This is a genomic window from Proteus vulgaris (assembly GCF_016647575.1).
Classification (GTDB): domain Bacteria; phylum Pseudomonadota; class Gammaproteobacteria; order Enterobacterales; family Enterobacteriaceae; genus Proteus; species Proteus mirabilis_B.
The window spans coordinates 3,657,094-3,677,721 of record NZ_CP032663.1 but is presented as its reverse complement, the minus strand read 5'-3'; the positions used below and the strand labels follow the sequence as shown (position 1 = coordinate 3,677,721).

The following is a 20,628-nucleotide window of genomic DNA, read 5'->3' as shown; positions in this document are numbered from 1 at the left end:
AGGTTTAGCTCTTAAATTTAGTGCTTTGCTTATTCCGTAATTTGAACTGATTGCTTGCATGACTTTTATCGCATAAGAGGACTCATCTTTATTTTTTATACACCGCAGTAAAGGTTTAGATTTAATAAATACGGTATCGACAAAAAAATAGCACGATTTGTATATAGACTCGATTTAGCCTTTTTCAATTATTGATCTCACATTGAAATATCAGTGATATCTCGCACATCTTTCTCGTCAATATGTACTGCCTTTTTGCACCTTTTCAACATCCTCCTAACAAAGTTAATTCGCCTGCTTTTTCATCTATTTTTTGCGGAAATCAATAAATTTATAACGATGAAAAAAACAAATTAACAGCATAGATATATAAATGCAGGCATAAAAAACACTAAATAGCAGAGTTAAATTCTATATATGTTCATATCATGGATTTATATTTTGTTTTCATTTTTACGCGTTATAGTGATTTTGAAACCAAAGTCTGCGTTTAAAAAATCACCACGCAGACACAATGGGCAAACGTAAACCGTTAAACGGCTTCTCGGAGGAAATGAAAATGGGTGATGCATTAGGTCTGATCGAAACCAAAGGTCTGGTGGCATGTATTGAAGCCGCTGACGCTATGTGTAAAGCCGCGAACGTTGAACTTATTGGCTATGAAAATGTGGGTTCAGGTCTCGTGACTGCGATGGTGAAAGGCGACGTAGGCGCAGTGAAAGCTGCAGTAGATTCAGGTGTGGAGTCAGCACAGCGCGTGGGTGAAGTTGTTACATCGCTCGTGATTGCTCGTCCTCACAATGACATCAACAAGATTGTTATCAAACACAAGGCATAGTTTTTGCCTTAGGAGAACGTATGGGTGATGCATTAGGACTTATTGAAACTCAAGGGCTGGTTGCTTGTATTGAAGCAGCTGACGCGATGTGTAAAGCGGCAAATGTTGAGTTAATCGGCTACGAAAATGTGGGTTCAGGTTTAGTTACTGCAATGGTGAAAGGTGATGTCGGTGCCGTTAAAGCCGCTGTGGAATCTGGCTTAGAAGCTGCTCAACGTGTTGGTACTGTTGTGACTTCATTAGTTATCGCTCGTCCACATAACGATATTCAAAAAATCGTTGCCCAGTACAAAGTGACTGAATAACGAAGGAAATAAATATGAAAGAAGCACTAGGTCTAGTTGAAACCAAAGGTCTTGTCGCTTGCATTGAAGCTGCTGATGCAATGTGCAAAGCAGCCAATGTTGAACTGATTGGTTATGAAAACGTCGGTTCAGGTTTAGTGACAGCAATGGTGAAAGGCGATGTCGGTGCAGTAAATGCAGCGGTTGAGTCAGGTGTTGAAGCGGCAAAACGTATCGGCACTGTGGTGACTTCTCGTGTTATTGCAAGACCGCATAACGATATCGAGAAAATCGCACAACAGCACAAAGCCTGATTTTTCAGGCGTGCTGTAAAGCAAAGAAATAAGTTATTCAGCTAAATTTTTTAACTCCTGTATGGGGGAAGACATGGTTGCATTAGATAAAGATTTGCAATCCAGACAACTGGCTCGTGAGCTAGTTCGTAACGCGAAAAATGCACAACTTGTTTATGCTAAGTTTTCGCAGGAAAAAATCGACAGTATTGTAAAACACATTGCATTTGAAGCCGCTCGTCATGCAGAAGAGCTGGCAAAAATGGCAAACGAAGAGACAGGCTTTGGTAAGTGGGAAGACAAAGTCCTGAAAAATACCTTCGCGTCATTGCGTGTGTATGAACATATGAAAGACATGAAGACCGTTGGCATCATCAATGACGATAAAGTGAAAAAAGTCATGGATGTTGGCGTGCCTTTAGGTGTTATCACGGCGTTAGTTCCTTCAACTAACCCAACATCAACCATTATCTATAAAACCCTAATTGCACTGAAAGCGGGTAATGCGATTATTTTCTCTCCGCATCCAAATGCAAAACAGTGTAGTTTCCGTGCGTTAGAAATTGTTAAAAAAGCAGCGCTAGAAGCCGGTGCGCCAGCAGGTATCGTTGATGGTGTGACATTACTGACACTTGAAGCGACAAAAGAATTAATGCACAGCAAAGATGTGTCATTAATTTTAGCGACTGGCGGCGAAGGTATGGTGCGTGCAGCTTATGCATCAGGCACACCGACAATCAGTGGTGGTCCAGGTAATGGCCCTGCCTTTATCGAACGCAGTGCCGATATCAAAAAAGCAGTGAGCGATATCATCACCAGTAAAACATTCGACAATGGGGTTATCTGTGCATCAGAGCAATCCATTATCGTTGAACGTTGCATTTATAACGAAGTTCACCGCGAGTTATTAGCGCAAGGTGCTTACTTTATGAATGACGAAGAAGCAACAAAAGTGGCTTCAATGTTACTGCGTGCTAACGGCACAATTAACCCAGCAGTTGTGGGTAAAGATGCGATTTATTTAAGTCAGCGTGCAGGTTTTAGCGTACCCGCAAATACGCGTGTATTAATCGCATTACAAGATACTGTTTCACCAAAAAATCCGTATTCACGTGAAAAATTATGCCCAATCTTAGGGATGTATATCGAAGAAGATTGGAAATCAGCGTGCGATCGCGTGGTGCAATTACTGACTAACGAAGGTTTAGGTCATACCTTAGTTATTCATACCAAAAATGAAGATGTTATTCGTCAGTTCTCCTTAGAAAAACCGGTTAACCGTATTCTGATTAATACTCCTGCGGCATTAGGCGGTATCGGTGCAACAACCAATATTACTCCTGCACTTACTTTAGGTTGCGGTGCTGTTGGTGGTGGTTCTAGCTCTGACAACGTTGGCCCAATGAATCTACTGAATATTCGTAAAGTAGGTTATGGCGTGCGTACTGTTGAAGAGTTGAAACAACCTTGTCCTTTAGCACAAGAAGCTGCTCAACCTGCTGTTTCTGCTTGTGCTGTTTCTAGCGCAAATCACCAGACCAGCATTCTTGATGATGACCGTTTTCGTTCACCGTCTTTAACCCCTGTTCATGCGGAATGTGCAACTGCACAACGTCAAACTCAAGGTGATGATCGCTTTGGCGCATCTCCTTATGCAACGACGGTCAGTGCTTGTGCGCAACAAGTGATTGAACAAGGTGATATTACCGAAGAAAACGTGGAACGCATTATCAAGGAAGTTCTCGGACGTCTGAGTAAATAACTCATTGATATAAGGCGATATAAACCATGATCCTCGCAAAGGTAATCGGACACGTAGTAGCGACACAAAAAAGCCCAGAACTTAAAGGGAGCAATTTATTAATGATTGCCACTTTAGATGATGAGCTTAAGCCACTGAAAAACAAAACGTATGTTGCAGTGGATAGTGTAGGTGCAGGTATCAACGATGTTGTGTTGGCTGAAGAATACTTCGCACTGAACAAAGAGCGTTACAAAGCGATGTCAGTGGTTGCCATTGTTGAGAAGGTTTATCGGGACAGTAAGGAGTAATAACGACATGAGTGAGTTTCTGATAAAACCCAAAATTCAGTTTGGCACCAATGCACTGGATTTTCTTTCTGGGTTAACTGCCCGCCGCGCATTTGTGGTGACAGATAAAGCAATGGTGAAGTTTGGCTTTGCAAATAAAGTCACTGACAAGTTAATGCAACGGGGTATCGAGTTCCAAGTTTACGATGATGTTGCTTCAGATCCGGATATTTCAGCCATCGTAAGTGGCATGAAGATGATGGATGCGCATTATCCAGATTTGGTTATCGCACTCGGTGGTGGATCAGTGATTGATGCTGCGAAAGCCGTTATGTACTCCCTCTGGCATACCCGTAAAGAGAGCAACAGAACAAAACCACAATTTATTGCTATCCCAACCACTAGCGGTACCGGTTCGGAAGTGACCTCTTTTTCAGTGATCAAATCACGCAGTGAAAAACTGGTCTTGGTTGATGAGTTTATGTTGCCTGATGTCGCCATTCTCGATCCTGAGTTGGTGAAATCTGTACCACCTGCAATTACGGCAGATACAGGTATGGATGTTCTTTGTCATGCACTAGAAGCTTATGTTTCTAAAGCGGCATCTGATTTTTCCGATGCGATGGCAGAGAAAGCCGTCAAGTTAGTATTTGGTCATCTTATTGATTGCCACCATCAAGGTGACAACTTATCTGCTCGCGAAAAAATGCATAACGCATCTTGTATTGCAGGTATGGCATTTACTAACGCTTCGTTGGGTATTACTCACAGTCTTGCCCACGCATTAGGTGGTGTATTCCACGTTCCTCACGGTCGTGCAAATGCGTTATTGATGACACATGTCGTCGCCTTTAACGCCAATCTTCATGGTGATTGTAATAGTGAAGCAGCAAAACGTTACGCCTATCTTGCTCAAAGCTTAGGACTTCCGGCTAACACAGTAAGAGAAGGGGTAACCAGTTTAATCGTCGCCATTAATGTATTGAAAGATGAAATGGGTATGCCGAAGAGTATTCGCGATACCGGTGTCAGTGAAGCGGACTTTTATGCCCGTTTAACGGAAATGGTCGGACAGGCTTTACGAGATAGCTGTACGCCGACAAATCCGCGTGACGTGAACACACACCAATTAGAAACATTGTATCGTCAGGCATTTGCCGGTGTATCACACAGTTAATGCTCAACCGAATTAATACCGATTAGGTCAAGTAAAGAACATCAGGAGAGCCTCACATGGCCAAATATTCTTTGACGCCACGCGTAAAAATGCTGGCAGAACGTTTAGTTTCACGTAATAGCTCAATCAGTACAGAGCGCGCGACAATTTTTGATTCATTAGACAACAGCATTGCGGGTGTTCCACAAGCGATTAAGCCTGCACAACGCTTTTATGAGTTTATCCGCCATTTTCCAAGCTATATTGCACAAGATGAACTGATTATCGGCAGCCAGTCATCAACACCACGCGGTGCGATTTTTCACACTGAAGATGAAGTGCGTAGCGACTCTATCTATCGCTTCTTAAGTATTAATAATAGCGTTGCATCACCTGATTATATGCTGGTGGTAAACCAAGGTTTCTTAGCGATCAAAGCACAGCTTGAAGACAGAATTAGAAGCATTGGTAGTGCCGTAAATCGTAGCAGTATGGATGAAGCTAATTACTGTAAATCAGCTATTTATGCATGTGATGCAGCACTGTATTTTGCACAAATTCTGTCTGCAAAAGCAGAGAATTTAGCGGCAATGGAAGGTAACCCATACCGTAAAGCAGAATTATTAGATAGCGCAGCGGTATTACGTAAAGTACCTGCAAAACCAGCAGAAACCTTTAAAGAAGCGGTCCAAGTATTCTATTTACTGCAATTAGTCTTACATCTGGAAAATGGTAGCTATGCCATTAATCCAATGGGATTTGATAAAGCACTTTATCCATTCTATCAACGTGATCTCGACCAAGGTCGTTTAACACAAGCACAAGCGTATGAAATTGTTGAAAGTGTATGGCTGAAATTAGCTGAGCTTTCAGAAGTGCGTGCGACCAAAGAAGTTGATGGTTACCCAATGTTTGATGCTATGGCGCAAGGCATTGATATCAACGATCCACGTGTCAGCATTAACGAATTGTCAGAAATGCTGTTATCAGCTCGCGCTAATCTGTCAACTTTACATAGTTCACTGCAAGTGCGTTTATACAATGGTCGTATGAATTCACAACCTCAATACGCTGCACCTTCTGCAAACGTTGTTGCACCAAGCGCTGATGCAGGTGAATTCAAAGTGATGGAAGGTTTAACGCCTCGCTTACAACGCTTACGTAATCGCTATTTAGAAGCTCGCCCAAGTGTCTCTATCTACAGAGCATTAGCGTTTACTGAAATTGTCCGTAATAACCCAGGTTTACCGCCGATTTTACTGCGCGCGAAAGCATTCCGTCGTGCATGTGAAACCGCACCTATCTTAATTCAAGATGAAGAACTGATTGTTGGACACCCTTGTGGAAAAGCGCGTGCGGGTGCTTTCTCTCCTGATATCGCATGGCGCTGGGTTCGTGATGAACTCGATACCATGAGCACACGTCCACAAGATCCATTCCAAATTTCAGAAGAAGACAAAAAAATCATTCGCGAAGAGATTGTTCCATTCTGGGAAGGTCGTTCTTTAGATGAAATTTGTGAAGCACAATATCGCGAAGCGGGTGTGTGGGAATTTAGTGGTGAAACCTTTGTCAGTGACCTTTCTTATCACCAAATTAATGGTGGTGGCGATACTTGTCCAGGTTATGACGTATTGCTTTTCACCAAAGGTATGAACGGTATTAAAGCCGATGCGCAAGCAAAACTGGCTGAATTAAGCATGGAAAACCCTGCTGATATCGACCGTATCTACTTCTACAAAGCGTCTATTGAAAGCTGTGAAGGTGTGATTGCTTACGCCCATCGCATTGCAGAACATGCGCGTGAATTAGCATCAAAAGAGAGCAATCCACAACGTCGTGAAGAGTTACTGACGATTGCTCAAGTTAACGAAAACGTACCGGCTAATCCACCAAAAACACTGCAAGAAGCACTGCAAAGTATCTGGACGGTTGAGTCACTGTTTGAAGTGGAAGAGAACCAAACGGGTCTTTCTTTAGGTCGTTTAGACCAATACTGCTTCCCAATGTATGAAAACGATATCAAATCAGGTCGTTTAACACGTGAACAAGCACTGGAAATGATGCAAGCCTTTATCATCAAATGTGCTGAGTTAATGTGGATGTCGAGTGAGCTAGGTGCGAAGTATTTCGCAGGTTATCAGCCATTTATCAACTTAACCATTGGTGGACAAAAACGCTCTGGTGGTGATGCGTGTAACGACTTAACTTACCTGATTATGGATGCAGTGCGCTTTGTGAAAGTGTATCAACCATCACTAGCATGTCGTATTCATAACCAATCTCCACAGCAATATATGGAAAAAATTGTTGATGTGGTTAAAGCCGGTATGGGCTTCCCTGCATGTCACTTCGATGATTCTCATATCAAAATGATGCTACGTAAAGGCTTCGACTTTGAAGATGCGCGTGATTACTGCTTGATGGGTTGTGTTGAGCCACAAAAATCAGGTCGTATTTATCAATGGACATCAACAGGTTACACCCAATGGCCTATTGCGATTGAGTTTGTATTAAACCGTGGTCGTATGGTGTTGTTCGATAGCTATCAAGGTCTAGATACTGGTGATTTACGTGATCTGCGTACTTATGAAGATTTCGACCGAGCTGTAAAAGAGCAAGTTGCTCATATTGTTCGCTTATCCGCAATTGGTACAGTGATCAGCCAACGTGTTCACCGTGATGTTGCACCAAAACCATTAATGTCTCTGCTGGTTGAAGGCTGTATGGAACAAGGTAAAGACGTTACTGCTGGCGGTGCAATGGTTAACCATGGTCCTGGTCTTATCTTCTCAGGTTTAGCAACTTATGTGGACTCAATGGCAGCGATTCGCAAACTTGTTTATGAAGATAAAAAATACACCTTAGAGCAAATCCGTGATGCGTTATTAGCTAACTTTGAAGGCCAAGAAGAGTTGCTACGCGACTGCTTAAATGCACCGAAATTTGGTAACGATGATGATGTTGTTGACCAATATGCGCTAGATATTACGGAATGGACTGAGCGTGAATGCCGTAAATACAAAATGCTCTATTCCACTCTGAGCCACGGTACGCTGTCTATCTCTAACAATACGCCAATTGGTGAGTTAACAGCAGCCACACCAAATGGTCGCTTAGCATGGAAACCATTGTCAGATGGTATCAGCCCAACACAAGGTGCTGATAAACATGGTCCAACTGCGATTATCAAATCAATCAGCAAGATGAATGTTGAAACCATGAACATCGGTATGGTTCATAACTTCAAATTCCTGAAAGGATTATTAGATACCAATGAAGGACGCCAAGGTTTAATTACCTTATTAAGAACGGCTTCCATTTTGGGTAACGGCCAGATGCAATTTAGCTATGTCGATAATGAAGTGCTGAAAAAAGCGCAATTAGAGCCTGAAAAATACCGCGATTTGATTGTTCGCGTTGCAGGATACAGTGCTTACTTCGTTGAATTATGTAAAGAAGTTCAGGATGAAATTATCAGTCGTACTGTGATTGAGAAATTCTAATTACAGCTATAGGGATGGCGTAGGCTATCCCTTTTAATCGACAAGACAAGATTTAAATTTATCGAACAGGGATGTTTGATGCAGATTTGGAGGCGTAAAGATGGAGACGGCAGCAGAAATAAGAGGGCGGATATTTAATATCCAGAAATACTCTATTTATGACGGTGATGGTATTCGTACTCTCGTTTTTTTAAAAGGCTGTAATATCCGCTGCCCTTGGTGTTCAAATCCAGAAGGTCTTAGCAGTGAGTTTCAGGTGATGTACTCTCACGACAAATGTGTAGATTGCGGTAAATGTGTTGATGTTTGTCCGGCGGGTGTGCACTACATGACAACCAATGAAAGTGGTAAACAAGTTCATCGTGTTGATCGCGCTGTTGATTGTATTGGTTGTCGTAAATGTGAAGAAGTCTGTATCTCTGATGCCCTTGATATTATGGGAAAAGATGTTTCTGTCTCTGAGCTAATGAAAATCATCATGCAAGATTATGACTTTTACATCTCTTCAGGAGGTGGTGTCACAATCGGTGGCGGTGAAATGAGTTTACAAACTGATTTTGCGGTTGCGCTTTTACGTGAATGTAAAAAGATGATGATCAATACCGCGGTGGAAACACAAGCGACTACCAACGTGGCGAATTATGAAAAATTAGCGGAAGTGGTTGATCAATTTCTTATTGATATCAAACACATTGATACCACTCAGCATAAAGCGCTGTTTGGCATTGGTAATGAGAATGTCCGTCGTAACCTAGAACGTTTAATGGATCTCGGTGCAAACGTGGTGATCCGTATGCCTTTAGTACGAGGCTATAACGACTCTTATGACGCAATCACTGGGGCGATTAACTACGCAATGGAACTCTCTAAACGCGGCAATATTCAGCGTATCGATATTCTTCCTTATCACCAATTTGGACGTAACAAATACGAAAAATTGGAAATGATCTACCCGATAAAAAACGATCCAAGTTATACGCCAGAAGAGTTAGACAGTTTAGAAGCCTTCTTTAAGAAATTTGATTTCGATATCCGTCTTGTCCGTCACTAAGTAGGAGAGAAAGATGAACAGTTTAGGTGTAATTGAAACGCGAGGATTAACCGCAGCTATTCAAGCCGCAGATGCAGCTTGTAAAGCGGCAAATGTAGAAATTATCGGATACCGAAAAGTGGGATCTGGCTTGGTATCGATCTGTTTTCAGGGAGAGATCAGTGCAGTAAGAACAGCTGTTGATCATGGCGTTGATGTGGTGAGCCAAAAAGAGCTGGTGATTGGTTCATTGGTTATCGCAAGACCAGAGCCAAGCGTTATTACTAAACTGCTTACAGTAAAAGGTAAGAAAAAAGCCTCTATTGTTGCTGAAAAAGCACAAGAGACGGTCATTGAAAAAGTTGTTGAAACAGCCGTTAAAACAAGAGTTGAAGCTCCTGTTAAAAACGAAATTGAGCACATTGAAGTCACAAAAGAAGTGGCGGATTTGAAGGCTCAAAATATTGCTTCTGAAACTAAGGTCGCTACAGATAAAGCACAAAGCAGTAAAAAAGAGATCAAACCAGAAAGCCGTAAAGGTAAAAAATAATGATTAATCAACAACTCATGGGAAAAATTCTCTCTCGCTTACCCGCTCATGGCGTGATGTTAGGTGAGACACAAGGAATGGCTATCCCTGTTGGTATTTCTAATCGTCATGTGCATCTTTCACAGCAAGATGTTGAAGCGTTATTTGGTAAAGGTTATCAACTCACACCGTTTAAAGATCTTAAACAACCGGGTCAGTTTGCAGCAAAAGAGTGTGTGATGGTTGTAGGACCAAAAGGCTCGATCAGTAAAGTTCGTGTTTTAGGGCCGGTTCGTCCACAAAGTCAGTTAGAAATTTCAAAAGCAGACTGTTTTGCATTAGGTGTAAAAGCGCCAGTACGTGAATCAGGTGATCTGGTTGGCTCAGGTCAAGCGGTATTAATGGGACCTGCGGGTCATGTTGAATTACAAGAGCAAGTGATCTGTGCTCAACGCCATATTCATATGAGTGAAATTGACGCCAGAATGCTAAATGTCACCAATGGGCAAAAAGTACACGTTAAAACAGAAGGTGAGCGTAGCCTGATTTTTGATGAAGTTGTTGTTCGTGTCAGTGAAAAATTTACTTTGGAATTTCATATAGATACTGATGAAGCTAATGCCGCAGGACTTCGTAACAACGATAGCGTATTTATTGTCAGCTAAGACAATGAGGTGACGTAATGGACAATCAGTTAATTGAAAGGATAGTGGCTGAAATAGAAAAAAGAATGAAAAAGTCGGTGTTGTTGGCACTTACACCAGCACCGGGATACCAAGATGAAATCTGTCAGCGTATCAACACGTTTTCTCATATTCGATTTTCTCTTTTTGTCACAACACAGGCACAAGTCAGTCATGATTTGTCGAAATGGCGTCATCTAGGGGAAATATATAATGCGAGTGAGTTCGACTGCCAGCAGTTATCGACTTATCACGCACTGTTTGTTCCTTATTTTGATAAAAAGCTGGTGGGTGAAATTATTAATGGATTATTTATAAGTGAAGAAGGAAAGCTAATTCATTCCGCACTTGCTCAAAATATTCCTATTATTGCATTACCTTATTTTTGCCAACCAGAAAGTGAATTAAATGAGATTTTAGGTTTAAATAAAAATAAAGAGTACAACCTGCTTATTCAGGAAAATATTAGTCGATTAAAATCAATGGGTATTATGTTTCACTCTATAAATGATGTTGAATCTAATTTAATAAACCATGATGTTAAGCATCAAACTAAACCTGAATATAAACCTGAATATAAACCTGAAATTAAACAAGAGAATAATAATCGCTATATTACTTTGAAAGAAGTAATGAATAAGCCTGGAGAATATCATTTATCGCAAGATAAATTGACGGATTCTGCTATTGAATATTTAAAAAGTTTGAAAAATTAATCTTAAATTATATCTGATAACTCAGGAGTCTTATTATGTCACCAAAAGCTAAATCATGGCTTTGGATGCTGGCGGTTATTATTTCAGAAACCTCAGCAACCTCTACTTTAAAAATGTTTGATAATAGTGAAGGAACAACCAAAACATTATTATTAGGCTTAATTGTTGTTTTATACGTTATTTGTTATTACTCATTATCACGTGCAGTTAAAAATATTCCTGTTGGCCTGGCTTATGCAACGTGGTCAGGTACAGGGATTTTAGTGGTTTCTTCTTTAGGTATGTTGTTTTATGGCCAACATCCTGATACGGCTGCCATGATTGGTATGGCTGTTATTGCCAGTGGTATTGTGATTATGAATCTCTTCTCGAAAATGGGTTCTGAAGAAGAGGAAGAAGAAACAACTGAAACCTCTAATATTAAACAAACTGCATCGCCAGTTAATAAATAAGTCTATTTCTTGATAAATATTTTTTAATAAATCTATTTTTAATAATAGTTATTTTATTAAAACAAATAAGGATAACAATTATGTTTACCGGATTCTTATGGCTGGCGCTGTCTATTGGTTCTGAAATCACTGGTACGTCAATGATTAAAAAGACCAACGGTTTTAGTAAATTAGCCCCTTCTGTTTTAGTTATTGCTGCTTACTGTATTTGTTATTTCGCCTTAACACGCGCAATGGGATATATCCCTGTTGGTGTGGCGTATTCGCTGTGGTGTGGATTTGGTATTGTCGGTGTGACCTTAGTGGCGATGATTTTATATAAGCAAAAACCAGACTTACCAGCCATATTCTCGATGGCACTGATTATCTCTGGCGGGATAATTATGAATACATTCTCTACTATGTAGTTACATATTAATTATTTTTAATAGAAACACTGAGTGTTAGATAAAATAGACTCAGTGTTTCTATTTTTTTAAATATAAAAATCACGATATGATATTATTATACTATGATTTCATTTAACGATTTTTTTCAAAACAGATCTGAGTTTATCTTGATAACTTTAAAGATAAAATCCCCATTGCATTCACAATGGGGATTGGTTTTACGACATGACTGCTTTTTATTTATCTAAATTTAAAGATGAAATACACGACCTTCACCAGTAGGTAATTCAATTGTTAAGCTAAGCTTACCGCCTAAAGCTTCAACATAGCGTTTTAATGTTGCCAGTTTTAGATCGTTACCTCTTTGCTCTATCTGGGTAATCGCAGGTTGAGAAATTCCTAGGTGAGTAGCAAGTTCTCTTTGTGAAATATTTAACTCTTCTCTTAAGATTTGCAGCCCTGTTTCTAATATCAATTCATCAGCCATTTTTTTTATACGTTCTTGGCTTTCAGGAGAACGTTCAGCGATAGCTTGTTGAAGTGTTTTCATTGTCTTCTCTTATTGATAAAAGATATGAGGTAAACTCTCGATCCGCTATATGGATCATCGTTTGGTAAAATTTCTTATTGTTAGCTTTATTTCCTGCACATAACACAATGGCTTTTCTAGTTGGATCAAACGCAAAAAATATTCGTATAGGCTTCCCTATGTGTTGTATCCGGAGCTCTTTCATATTGGGATATTTTGAACCTTTGATGTTATCAGCATGGGGTCTTGGTAACCTAGGTCCATAAACCTCCAGATTCTGTAAGGCTGCTAAAATTCGTTCTTGTAACTCGCTACTTTGCTCTGATAACCAAGAATCAAAATTATTTGTAAGTAATACATTCCACACAGTTCACCTCATATAAGTTATAGCTTATTTTTAGAGTAATAAGCTACAACTTATATTTCAATACTCGTCAGAGTAGCAAGGTAGTGTTTATTTTTCAAAGTATTCCCATTAATAAATAAAATCCCCATTGCATTCACAATGGGGATTGGTTTTACGACATGACTGCTTTTTATTTTTTATTTTTACTGCTCACCGACTTGCTGTAACTGTTTTTGACGCTCAGTTTGAGCACTGATTTGATGGTTTCTAGCCAAGAAACTGTACATTGTTGGTAACACGAATAGGGTAAACAGTGTGCCGACTAACATACCTGACACAATAATCAGCCCTAATCCATAGCGACTATTAGCACCTGCACCACTGGCAAATAACAGAGGAATAAGTCCAATCACCATTGCTGCCGTTGTCATTAAAACAGGGCGCAGTCGGATTTTTGCAGCTTCAATAATGGCATCACGACGGTTTAGATTTTTATGAACTTGTAATTCATTAGCGAATTCCACCATTAAAATACCGTGCTTACTGATAAGCCCTATTAGTGTGACTAAACCAATTTGAGTGTAGATATTTAGCGTCACCATCCCTAAAGCGAGAGGAACTAATGCGCCGCAAATTGATAGCGGTACAGTAATTAAGATAATCAAAGGATCAACCAAACTTTCATACTGTGCCGCTAACACTAAATAAATAATGATAAGCGCGGCAATAAAGGCGAAGACTAACGTATTTCCTTCTTGAGTGAATTGGCGAGAATCAGATTGCCAATCATGGCTAAAGCCCGCAGGTAATGAATCTGCCACAGTTTCAAGAAACGCAACGGCTTGTCCCATCGTGACACCAGGTGCGGGGATCGCTTGGAAAATAGCGGCGTTTTGTTGATTAAACTGTGTCAGTTTATTGGGTTCAACTTGAGTCGTAATATTCACAACTGTTGATAATGGGATCAAAACATTATCTTGAGTACGAATATAGTGCCCAGCAAGTGCAGCTGGTGTTAAACGTTGGTGGCGTACACTTTGTGGAATAACATCATAAGAGCGACCATCCATACCAAAGCGGTTGATATAGTGTTCACCAACTAAGAGTGAGAGTGATTCACCAATATCCTGCATACGAATACCCAAACTATTGGCCTTAGCTCTGTCTATGGCAACTTGAACGACAGGATTGTTGTAATCTAAATCGCTATCCACCACGACAAACAAACCACTTTCTCTTGCTTGCTGTTTAATGTTTTCCATTGTTTCAAATAGAACGGGATAACCTAACGGGCTACGTAAAACCATTTGTACAGGTAATCCACCTACCGAGCCGGGTAAAGAAGCTAATTGGAAAGCAAAAATACTAGTACCTTCAACATTATTGACGCGGTTTTGTAAGTCGGCTTGAATTTGATCTGCATTGCGATCGCGGAGATCCCAACCATCAAAGTTAATACCACCAAAGCTAGCTGAAGGCCCATCTGTACCGTTAATTATCCAAGTGCTGTCTGTTTCAGGCAGACTCATATAAATTTCATCAAGCTTCTGATTAAAGCGCTCAGCATAAGCAAGATTTGCATGTTGCGGTGCTTTTACGGCAGTTAAGACACTCGCCTGATCTTCTGAAGGAGCCAGTTCTTGTTTTGTCTGACTATACAAAAACGGCAAGCTGACAAACACAGCTAAGGCAAAAACAATGGTTAACCAGCGATTAGCTAAAGAAAAATTGAGTACGTAACCATAATAATGAGCCAGTTTATCAAAGACATATTCGGCTATTTTAGCCATTCTGCCTTCATTTTCTTTTGGTTTTAACATTAACGAGCTCATCACTGGCGATAAGGTTAATGCCACAATACCGGATACAATCACACTACCTGCCAATGTTATGGCAAATTCTTTAAATAATGCCCCCGTTAATCCAGCCATCAAGCCAATAGGAGCATAAACGGCGGCTAATGTGATCGTCATTGCAATAACAGGGCCGGCAACTTCTCTCGCACCGACTAAAGCGGCTTGAACAGGCGATAACCCTTCTTCAATATGGCGATGGACGTTTTCAACAACCACTATCGCATCATCCACAACTAATCCGATTGCTAAAACCATTGCCAGTAGAGTGAGCAAGTTAATACTAAAACCAAAGGCAAGCATTAAACCGGCGGCACCTAACATCGATAATGGAATAGCAAGCACAGGAATAAGAACAGAGCGGAACGATCCCAAACAGAGATAAATAACTGCAATAACAATTAAAATAGCTTCAATTAAGGTTTGTACGACTTGGTTAATAGAGGCTTTGATAAAACGTGAGGTTTCAAATGCCAGTTCTACATCGACACTAGGAGGTAAGGTTTTTTCAATATCGATAAGATGATCTCTAATACCATCAACAATGACTAATGGATTCCCCGTTGGTGTCGGAAATAGACCTAAGAATACGGCTTTTTTACCATTCATAATACCGCTGGTTTCAGTAGCCGCAGCACCTAATTCGACAGTGCCGACATCACGTAAACGTACAAGATTATTGCCATCATTAATGATAACCATGTCTTTAAATTCTTCGACATTAGTGAGATCAGTATTGACATAAACGTTGGCAATCACAAATTCGCCTTCAACTTTCCCAGGGGCGGCTTGATAGTTATTACGACGTACTGCATTTGCGACATCGCTTGCCGTTAAATTACGACCAGCCAGTTTATCTGTATCTAACCACAAGCGCATCGCCAATTGTTGCCCACCAAAAACCTGTACTTTAGCAACACCATTGATGGATGAGAACATCGGTTCCACAACACGAGAAAGGTAGTCAGTGAGTTCAGGGATAGAAAGCTGCTCACTTGAAAATCCGACATAAGCTACCGCTGTAGATTCTCCTGATGAAAGCTCAATAACAGGATCATAAGCTTGTTCTGGCAACTTATAACGAACTTGATTTACCTTCGCCATTACCTGCGTTAAGGCCTGAGTTGGATCACGGTTTAATTCCATTCTGACGGTGACTAAGCTTTTTCCTTGAACAGACGAAGAGGAAATATAATCAACGCCCTCAACAGAGGAAACAGCTTGAGTAATCGGTTGTGTCACAAATCCTTGCATCAGTTCAGATGATGCTCCGGGATAATCTGTTGCAATCGTAATAGTGGAATTTTGCAACATAGGGTACTGGCGAATTGGCAATTTACTGAACGCAAATGCGCCCAGTAAAAAAATCAGTGTGCTAACAACTAATGCCAAAACAGGGCGCCGAACAAAAATATCGGTAAACTTCATTATTAACTCCCGTTATGGTTTAGTCGTCGCTGATTGAGCTAGCGTTAATGTATCTTGCTCAATAGGTTCAATTGAGATGCCATCACTTAACTTAATTTGTCCTGATGAAACAATTTGATCCCCAAGGGCTAAGCCCTCTTTTATTTCGATCATGCCGTTGTAGCGCAATCCAACTTTCACAGAGACACGCTTAGCGATAAGGTTTTTTTGATTGTCAGACTGCGCTACAAACACGGTATCTCCATAAGCAGTATAAGTGACTGCTGTTTCTGGTACGGTTAATACCATAGGACTATCTGGAGAGGTAACTTGTACACGAGCAAACATGCCCGCTTTTAATTTGTTATCGGTATTAGGTAAAACAGCTTGTACTTGTACAGTACGAGAAGGGCCAATAAGAGGATCGATGGCATTAATAGAACCTGTAAATACCATTTCAGGATAAGCATCGACTTCGATATTGATTGGCTGTTTTGTTGAAATTTTTGGTGCTGCTTGTTCATCAAGTGAAAAATTGAGTTTTAAATGGCTCGCATCGACAAGTGAAGCTACACGTTCACCTGCATTAAGGTATTGGCCTTCATGAACAAGTTTTATTCCGACAATGCCATCAAAAGGCGCTTTTATTGCTTTTTGTGCAATTCGCGCTTTTACTTCGCGAATGGATGCGGCAATCATATCGCGCTCAGATAACGTACTGTCTAATTGCGCGGCAGCTGCGACATTTTTACTATAAAGCTGTCTTGTTCGGGAATAGAGTTTATCCGCGTTAGTTAATTGCGCTTGTAAGCGTAATAACTCGGCTTGTTCAGGCTCATCATTTAATTTAGCTAAAACTTGGCCTGCTTTAACAGTTTGCCCTGACTCAAAATTAATCACAGCAATTCGACCATTGGTTTCAGCGGCTAAATAAACTTGGCGTGCAGCTTCTAATTCTCCAACACCTTGCATATTGTTTGGTAATTTTGATGATTGTACGGTTGCTAATGCCACTTTCGTGGGTGGGTAAGCAAATTGCTGTGTTGCATCTTCATCAGATGACGTAGTTGCATAAACCGCAGCACCTGCACTGAGTAAAAAGAGTGAGGCACATATCGTAATAGTAAGTTTTTTATTCATTTTATTGCCGATCCCATAGTGAAAGTTTTTATATTTCTTATCGTTTTATGCGTTAGTTTTTTTCCATAACGCTCTGAAATGACTTGCCATTGCTGTAGTGATTAATCCACCAATAACAGCGAGATGTTCTATCGCAAAAAACATCGACAACATGGCCTTATCTCCCGTCATATTCCAAAAAGTATGAACAATCACGATAGTTAAAAATAAAAAGAGAGCTAAAGCGCCAGCACCTAGCCATAAATAGCGATCGAAAAGCACTAAAAGTGAGCCACAAAGTAAAACGATCGCGGTGGCAATATTAAAAAACCAATCCGGAGTTAATCCTGCTGCACGCATTTCAGCCAAACTATTTTGGTAATCAAAAACCTTGGCAAAGCCAGAGGAGAGAAACAAAACAAGAATGAGTAATCTGGCGATCAGCCACATAGAGCGACTTTCGAGAATACGTGCAATTGAATTAGGCATTCATTTGACCTCAACATTCTTAAAAAATAAAAGTCAGCATCCCACTGACTTGACTTAATTTGAGGAGGGGACTATAAAACCTCAAGTTAAGTTGAGGTCAAGAGGAAAAAATAAAAAATGAAAAAAGAAAAAATAGATTTCAATAGAGCACTTACTGTCGGTGAGGTAGCAAAACGAAGTGGTGTTGCAATTTCAACGTTACATTTTTATGAAGAAAAAGGGTTGATAGAAAGCTATCGAAGTGCAGGTAATCAGCGCCGTTACCCACCAGTTGTATTGCGTTATGTGGCGATTATAAAAGCCGCGCAAAGTACAGGTATTCCGTTAAAAGAAATTCAGGAAATACTAGGAAAATATCCGCCAAATAGTAAATTGACCGCAGAACAATGGCACGAAATATCAACGGATTGGAAAGTAAGGTTAGATGAAAGGATCCGCCGCCTTAAGAGACTACGTAATGGATTAGATCACTGTATTGGTTGTGGTTGCTTATCGTTAAGTGACTGCCCATTACGTAATCCTGATGATATTTTAGGTGAGAAAGGTGCGGGAGCTCAGATCCTCTAATTTCCGTTAAAACGAAAATGAAGCGCTGTCAGGTTTAAAAAATTCCTCATAGTCTTCTTGGTTATCGTTCATACCTAATAAATCAAGAGTAAATTGATGATAAAAACCTTGATAAGAAAGAAGTGAAACTAACGCCTGATTAATTATCTCTTTATTGTCGCTATTTTCTAATTCGCTCGCTTGGCGTGCATAGATTAATAGTGCGACTTGGCGCTTCTCTTTTAAGGTTTGGTTATTTTCATTTTTGACATCAAATTGATTCAATAACGCTAGTACATCTTTGACACTATTAATGTTGGAGTCTTTTAATAATTGATAAAAAGAAGAATTCAATATGGCCATTAAAGGATCTGATTTTTTATTGATGATATGTTTTGGTGAAGGTGAAGAAGCTTGTGGTTCATACAACGCTTGTGACTTTAAAGTATCAATCTTCATCATCATTGTTCTCACTAGAGATGTTACTTTGAGAGGAAATATTATCGAATACATCGAATGTATTAATATATTTCAGTAGAGTTTCTTTAATTTCTTGAGTAAAAATAGGTTGGTAAGATTCAGTATAAGGGCGATGGAATTGAGCCTTGAGATCATCAATTAATAGAGTGGGATCAAAAAAAGTAATTTGATCACCCGCATGGACAGCAATTGTTTTACTTTCATGAGAGATCAATTCAATATCAAGCTTATTGAGCTTCTTTTCAAGATAACTGCGTAATGTTGCAGGGATATCGAGCGTAATTTTTTTCTCTGAAGGTATTGTTGATATTAAGCGGTGTGTAAGTTCAGTTTGAATTTCAGGGGAGTCAAAAAGTTGAGCAATGGTTGCCGTTAATTGTTCTCTTTGCTGAAACTCATATTGTGTCAGTTTCTCTTGATATTGAACTACGAAATTTAAGATATCCCCTAATAATGCCTGTAACCCTGTTCTATAAGCTTGGGTTGCTATCTCTTTACTATGTTCTTCTAGTTTATGATTAAAATCGCGAATTATTTTTTTTGCCGTGTGTTTGGCTGCTAGTTCTGTTTTATAAATATTATCAAGTTGTCGAACATAGCGAGCTCGTATTAATACACCTTCACAAGTGTATGTTAAAAGATCTTCAGGCAGAGAGCGCAGCATAATCGAGTACCAAAAGAAAAAGTGAACGAGATAAGAAAAGTGATTGAGGTAATTCAATCGATGAGGATTGTGGTGCAAAAAGAAATGTAAAGCGCTGAGCAAGTGCAATTGAAATTGAATTAATAAAATCAAATAGCAATTGATAGCCGATATTTATTGGTGCTCTATTTTCTAGAGAAATAGTCATCTTTTTATCAATATTTAAAACAGGATAAAGAGATAAAAACGCTTTTAATTGAGGTTCTAGTTGATAGTAATTACCAGATAATAAAAGCGTTTCTCTAGAGTACAAATAGCCTAAAAATAGAGCACAACGGGGAAGTAATACCCAATGAGTAAAAATTTTTTCTACAATAATATCGATATCACAATCTAGCTGATTAATAAGTTCATATTGCTGAATTAATTGGCGATTAGCTAATTTTTGCCAGATTATACTCTCTTTATTTGAAGCCAATACGTTGTAATCTGTATGAAGATAACTCAGTGGTTCATACATTACATTGGATATCATTTCGAATTGCTCAGAAGTTAGATTTGTCATTATTCTCTTCCTTCTGTGTTTTTCTGCGTCGGAATATTATCAATAAAACTGTAATGATGATGGCGATAACCATCAATAATAAGCTTAGAAATAACCAAGAACTAAGAAATGAATCAGAGCTATTTTGATAAAGTTGATTATTTATTATGTTGAACTTATTAATATTTCGTGGATACAACAAGACGGTAATATTATCCTCATTCATATCGTTAAAGGCATTATGAATAAAAGCACGAACATCTTCACTTAGCTGATCATTATCAAGCATCCCCTCTTCATAAAAAACTAATGCTGAAGCGTGAGGTGTCGGAATAATTCGCTCAGTAGGAGAGATGGGATAGCTAACATGAACTCTAGCATCAATAATATGATCAATAGTGAGTAATGATTGTTCTAATCGCTGCTCAATAGCGGAAATTAAGCGTGCTTTTTCGGCTTGTGGAGATGATACCAATGCATCAGATGGAAATAATTGAGTCACTTCAATTCGAGATAATGTGGGTAATTGATATTCCTCTAAAATTTGAATCGCAACTCCCATATCTTCTTTTTTAACAGAAATATCAAATAACCCTTTCCCTAATGCTTTACGAGTACTAGTTATTTGGTGCTTTTGTAAAACCGCTTGAATTTCCGTTGCCTGTCTTTGATCCAAATTAGTGAGTAGTGATTGATCTTTACAACCACTTAATAATGGAAACAGGCAACATAATAACGCCAATAACAAATATCGTATTTTCATTA

The 20,628-nt window shown here is 39.5% G+C and carries 23 protein-coding genes; 14 read left to right on the top strand and 9 right to left on the bottom strand.

Annotation, left to right across the window (positions count from 1 at the left end):
* Window positions 1-559: 559 nt before the first annotated feature.
* The 13 genes from D7029_RS16820 to D7029_RS16760 all read left to right on the top strand — a co-directional run bounded on the left by D7029_RS16820 (window position 560) and on the right by D7029_RS16760 (window position 11,925).
* Window positions 560-838 (top strand): BMC domain-containing protein, encoded by a 279-nt coding sequence (locus D7029_RS16820; RefSeq protein ID WP_004249182.1) that lies wholly within the window; start codon window positions 560-562, stop codon window positions 836-838.
* 20 nt (window positions 839-858) lie between these two features.
* On the top strand, window positions 859-1,143 hold the full coding sequence (locus D7029_RS16815; RefSeq protein WP_006536329.1) for a BMC domain-containing protein: 285 nt from the start codon (window positions 859-861) through the stop codon (window positions 1,141-1,143).
* Between the two features lie 14 nt (window positions 1,144-1,157).
* A complete protein-coding gene (locus D7029_RS16810; RefSeq protein WP_006536328.1) occupies window positions 1,158-1,436 on the top strand; it encodes a BMC domain-containing protein in 279 nt (92 codons plus the stop codon).
* Between the two features lie 73 nt (window positions 1,437-1,509).
* On the top strand, window positions 1,510-3,177 hold the full coding sequence (locus D7029_RS16805; protein ID WP_088494443.1) for an acetaldehyde dehydrogenase (acetylating): 1,668 nt from the start codon (window positions 1,510-1,512) through the stop codon (window positions 3,175-3,177).
* 26 nt (window positions 3,178-3,203) lie between these two features.
* Window positions 3,204-3,467, top strand: a complete 264-nt coding sequence (locus D7029_RS16800) for a EutN/CcmL family microcompartment protein (RefSeq protein WP_036934514.1) — start codon at window positions 3,204-3,206, stop codon at window positions 3,465-3,467.
* 7 nt (window positions 3,468-3,474) lie between these two features.
* Entirely contained in the window at window positions 3,475-4,623 is a 1,149-nt protein-coding gene (locus D7029_RS16795) for a 1-propanol dehydrogenase PduQ (protein WP_161710765.1), read from the top strand.
* A 56-nt stretch (window positions 4,624-4,679) separates the two neighbouring features.
* A complete protein-coding gene (cutC, locus tag D7029_RS16790; RefSeq protein WP_194951320.1) occupies window positions 4,680-8,108 on the top strand; it encodes a choline trimethylamine-lyase in 3,429 nt (1,142 codons plus the stop codon).
* 100 nt (window positions 8,109-8,208) lie between these two features.
* Window positions 8,209-9,159 (top strand): choline TMA-lyase-activating enzyme, encoded by a 951-nt coding sequence (gene cutD, locus D7029_RS16785; protein ID WP_194951319.1) that lies wholly within the window; start codon window positions 8,209-8,211, stop codon window positions 9,157-9,159.
* A gap of 13 nt (window positions 9,160-9,172) precedes the next feature.
* A complete protein-coding gene (locus D7029_RS16780; protein WP_194951318.1) occupies window positions 9,173-9,688 on the top strand; it encodes a BMC domain-containing protein in 516 nt (171 codons plus the stop codon).
* Complete coding sequence (locus D7029_RS16775) at window positions 9,688-10,332, top strand: phosphate propanoyltransferase (RefSeq protein ID WP_194951317.1); 645 nt, start codon at window positions 9,688-9,690, stop codon at window positions 10,330-10,332. The genes D7029_RS16780 and D7029_RS16775 overlap by 1 nt, the downstream gene beginning before the upstream one ends.
* Window positions 10,333-10,349: 17 nt before the next feature.
* Window positions 10,350-11,066, top strand: a complete 717-nt coding sequence (locus D7029_RS16770) for a hypothetical protein (protein WP_194951316.1) — start codon at window positions 10,350-10,352, stop codon at window positions 11,064-11,066.
* Window positions 11,067-11,101: 35 nt separating this feature from the next.
* Complete coding sequence (locus D7029_RS16765) at window positions 11,102-11,518, top strand: DMT family transporter (protein WP_088494450.1); 417 nt, start codon at window positions 11,102-11,104, stop codon at window positions 11,516-11,518.
* A gap of 80 nt (window positions 11,519-11,598) precedes the next feature.
* Complete coding sequence (locus tag D7029_RS16760; protein ID WP_004245856.1) at window positions 11,599-11,925, top strand: DMT family transporter; 327 nt, start codon at window positions 11,599-11,601, stop codon at window positions 11,923-11,925.
* Window positions 11,926-12,157: 232 nt separating this feature from the next.
* Here the strand turns inward: D7029_RS16760 and D7029_RS16755 are convergent, their stop codons facing one another.
* The 5 genes from D7029_RS16755 to D7029_RS16735 all read right to left on the bottom strand — a co-directional run bounded on the left by D7029_RS16755 (window position 12,158) and on the right by D7029_RS16735 (window position 17,650).
* Window positions 12,158-12,457: a helix-turn-helix domain-containing protein gene (locus D7029_RS16755; RefSeq protein ID WP_075673532.1), complete on the bottom strand. Its 300-nt coding sequence runs from the start codon at window positions 12,455-12,457 to the stop codon at window positions 12,158-12,160.
* Window positions 12,429-12,803 carry a type II toxin-antitoxin system RelE/ParE family toxin gene (locus D7029_RS16750; protein WP_194951315.1) on the bottom strand — a complete coding sequence of 125 codons (375 nt, stop codon included), beginning with the start codon at window positions 12,801-12,803 and terminating at the stop codon, window positions 12,429-12,431. The genes D7029_RS16755 and D7029_RS16750 overlap by 29 nt, the downstream gene beginning before the upstream one ends.
* A 182-nt stretch (window positions 12,804-12,985) precedes the next feature.
* Window positions 12,986-16,063 carry a MexW/MexI family multidrug efflux RND transporter permease subunit gene (locus D7029_RS16745; RefSeq protein WP_194951314.1) on the bottom strand — a complete coding sequence of 1,026 codons (3,078 nt, stop codon included), beginning with the start codon at window positions 16,061-16,063 and terminating at the stop codon, window positions 12,986-12,988.
* 12 nt (window positions 16,064-16,075) lie between these two features.
* Entirely contained in the window at window positions 16,076-17,182 is a 1,107-nt protein-coding gene (locus tag D7029_RS16740) for an efflux RND transporter periplasmic adaptor subunit (RefSeq protein ID WP_194951313.1), read from the bottom strand.
* Window positions 17,183-17,227: 45 nt separating this feature from the next.
* Complete coding sequence (locus tag D7029_RS16735) at window positions 17,228-17,650, bottom strand: DoxX family protein (protein ID WP_194951312.1); 423 nt, start codon at window positions 17,648-17,650, stop codon at window positions 17,228-17,230.
* 117 nt (window positions 17,651-17,767) lie between these two features.
* Here D7029_RS16735 and soxR point away from each other — a divergent pair, with 117 nt between their 5' ends.
* Complete coding sequence (soxR, locus tag D7029_RS16730) at window positions 17,768-18,217, top strand: redox-sensitive transcriptional activator SoxR (RefSeq protein ID WP_075673527.1); 450 nt, start codon at window positions 17,768-17,770, stop codon at window positions 18,215-18,217.
* Between the two features lie 6 nt (window positions 18,218-18,223).
* On the opposite strand, the gene D7029_RS16725 is transcribed toward soxR, so the two are convergent.
* The 4 genes from D7029_RS16725 to sctJ are packed head-to-tail and all read right to left on the bottom strand — an operon-like array spanning window position 18,224 to window position 20,626.
* On the bottom strand, window positions 18,224-18,661 hold the full coding sequence (locus D7029_RS16725; RefSeq protein ID WP_228766707.1) for a hypothetical protein: 438 nt from the start codon (window positions 18,659-18,661) through the stop codon (window positions 18,224-18,226).
* On the bottom strand, window positions 18,645-19,340 hold the full coding sequence (locus tag D7029_RS16720; RefSeq protein ID WP_194951311.1) for a type III secretion protein: 696 nt from the start codon (window positions 19,338-19,340) through the stop codon (window positions 18,645-18,647). The genes D7029_RS16725 and D7029_RS16720 overlap by 17 nt, the downstream gene beginning before the upstream one ends.
* Entirely contained in the window at window positions 19,321-19,884 is a 564-nt protein-coding gene (locus tag D7029_RS16715) for a type III secretion protein (RefSeq protein ID WP_194951310.1), read from the bottom strand. The genes D7029_RS16720 and D7029_RS16715 overlap by 20 nt, the downstream gene beginning before the upstream one ends.
* Window positions 19,865-20,626 carry a type III secretion system inner membrane ring lipoprotein SctJ gene (gene sctJ / locus D7029_RS16710; RefSeq protein ID WP_194951309.1) on the bottom strand — a complete coding sequence of 254 codons (762 nt, stop codon included), beginning with the start codon at window positions 20,624-20,626 and terminating at the stop codon, window positions 19,865-19,867. The genes D7029_RS16715 and sctJ overlap by 20 nt, the downstream gene beginning before the upstream one ends.
* Window positions 20,627-20,628 lie beyond the last annotated feature (2 nt).